The organism is Butyrivibrio sp. (assembly GCF_024699075.1).
Map to the genome: position 1 here is coordinate 1 of NZ_JAILQF010000412.1, position 2,619 is coordinate 2,619.

The following is a 2,619-nucleotide window of genomic DNA, read 5'->3' on the forward strand; positions in this document are numbered from 1 at the left end:
CTTGCAATTCGTAGATCCAGAGATGAGGGTGCTGTTAAGAAGTTCTTTGCCGGAATGTATTATCGCATTGTGCGTAAGCTCATCAATAAGGATATGCCTAAGGGCGGATGCGACTGCTATCTTGTAGACAGACAGGTCATAGAAGTTCTTGAAAAAATGGATGAGAAGAATTCTTCTCTTACACTTCAGGTTATGTGGCTTGGATTCAGGTCAGAGAAAATTTATTTTGACAGGAAGAACCGTGAAGTTGGAGAGTCCAGATGGACCTTCTCCAAGAAGTTTAAACTTGTTGTCGATTCTATGATGAGTTTTACATATGTTCCTCTTAGATTTATGGAAGTAGTAGGAGTTGTATTTGGTATAGGAGCTATTATTGGAATGATTCTTGTAATTAATGAAAAGCTCACCAAAGGTACGCCAATACTTGGATATGCTTCAATTATGAGTGTACTCCTTTTCTCATCGGGCCTTATGTTATTTATGATCGGAATCATAGGAGAATATGTATGGAGGGCGCTGGAAGAGTCAAGAAATAGGCCTCCATTCGTGATAGATACTGTTGTTAAGAATAATAAAAATTCAGAAGAAAAGAGTGAATAATGCAATAGTCTCGTTGCATTTTTTGATACTTGAGGTTGAAGATGAAAATACTTGCAAATAGAATGGACCTTGGCTTTAAAAAGCATCAGGAAGAATATGAGGAAGCAGCGCTTCGTGTACTTCGTTCAGGATGGTATATACTCGGCAAGGAAATGCAGACATTTGAAGAAGAGTTTTCTGCATATAATGCTACAAAAGATAATAATAATTCAGAATCTTTTTGCTGTACAGGGATAACAAAATCTTGTGAGCCTTCTAAGGTATACTGTGCAGGTCTTGCATCAGGACTCGATGCTCTGTGGATTGGTATTCGTATGCTTGGCATAGGTCAAGGTGATGAGGTCATCGTACAGGGTAATACTTATATAGCAAGCGTAATGGGTATTACAATGAATGGTGCTACTCCTGTATTTGTAGAACCAGATAGTAATTCCCAGATTGATGTTGATGCTATTGAGAGTAGTATTACAGATAAGACAAAAGCGGTCATGGTAGTTCATTTATATGGCCAGGTTACGGATATGACCAAGGTGGTAGATATCTGTAAGCGTCATGGACTATTCCTTATAGAAGACTGTGCTCAGGCACATGGAGCTATGTGGAAGGGACAGAAAGTCGGAACATTTGGCGATATTGGATGCTTTTCTTTCTATCCAACCAAGAACATGGGTGCATTTGGTGATGCAGGCGCTGTTATAGCTCATGATCCAAAGCTTATTGATGATGTCAAAACATATCGTAACTACGGAAGTCATAAGCATTACTATAATAAAGTTGTTGGTGCTAATTCAAGACTTGACGAGATGCAGGCTGCGCTTTTAAAGGTAAGACTCAAGTATATGAAAGAGATTACTGATGAACGCAGAAAACTTGCAAAGAGATATTCTGAAAAGATAACTAATCCTTCTATCATTACTCCTGTGGAAGTAGAGAATAGCTATAGTGTATGGCATCAGTATGTTATCAAATGTAAGAGCCGTGATAAGCTTATTGAATACTTAAATGAAAAAGAGATAGGAAGTATAATTCATTATCCTGTACCACCTCATCTTCAGGAAGCTTACGCATATCTTGGCCATAAAGAAGGAGAATATCCTATAACAGAAGAGTATGCTAAGGAAGTATTATCAATCCCTATGTATAATGGTATGACTGATGAAGAGCAGGACTATGTTATAAATGCTCTTAATAACTTCAAGGATTGAAGTACAATAGAATGAATTGTGACAAATAAGATAATATTCTTTATATAGGGATGTATATAGATATAGATTCATACAGACATAGGGATATTTATGATAAATGTGTTTTGTTGTAACCTTGTTTATTGCTGATATTTCAAAAAAAGCGCAGCCATGCTGCGCTTTTTTTGAAATAAAATTTGAGGGGTAATGCCTTGTTGTATGCGCCATATGATGAATGTAACAAGGCAACTGATTAGATATAATACTATTAGAAATGAGACAGTATTTATCTATTTGAAAAGAATGACTGCATTTATATTTGTATTCTTAATAGTATTTAATTTTGTTCCTCCAGCATATGTGGTGATGTATCCAGATAAGAAGTTATGGAGGATCCTTTATATACTTCTTAGAGTTGATATATTGTCTGTATATTGACAATGTACTTGGCGGGTGATAGCATAAAAAACATTGAGATACAAAAAATATCAAAAATATGATTATTTTTATGATAAAACACAAGTGCTCGTTATGGAGGTATAATATGAAGTGTCCTAATTGCGGAACAGAATTAAAAGATGGAACCCTTTTTTGCCCTAAATGCGGTGCAAATCTTTCTAACACGAAAGCTCCAACCAGTACAGGTACAGCTCCTTACGGCAGTACTGACAAGAAGAAGTCAGGTAGTAAGGCTATTCTTGGTGTTATATCTCTCGTAGCGGTACTTGCAATAGTTGTAGCTGGTGTTTTTCTCTATATCAAGATACGCCCGGTTACAATTGATCTAAGTAAATATGTTAGCGTTGAATACTCAGGATATGATTCTTATGGAAGT

General features: G+C 36.3%; 2 protein-coding genes and 1 pseudogene. All 3 read left to right on the forward strand.

The genetic code is table 11. The features are described 5' to 3' along the window. Positions 1 to 600, forward strand: a pseudogene (locus tag K6G87_RS16450) (glycosyltransferase family 2 protein); the annotation flags it as partial. A 41-nt stretch (positions 601 to 641) separates the two neighbouring features. Beyond that, positions 642 to 1,805 (forward strand): DegT/DnrJ/EryC1/StrS family aminotransferase, encoded by a 1,164-nt coding sequence (locus K6G87_RS16455; protein ID WP_296839695.1) that lies wholly within the window; start codon positions 642 to 644, stop codon positions 1,803 to 1,805. 523 nt (positions 1,806 to 2,328) lie between these two features. Next, positions 2,329 to 2,619 (forward strand): zinc-ribbon domain-containing protein (locus K6G87_RS16460; protein ID WP_296839696.1); only part of this gene is annotated, 291 nt, incomplete at its 3' end.

Bases quoted from the DNA above. Each gene is read 5' to 3' on its own strand.
- K6G87_RS16455 (WP_296839695.1), top strand. From the start codon at position 642: ATGAAAATACTTGCAAATAGAATGGACCTTGGCTTTAAAAAGCATCAG.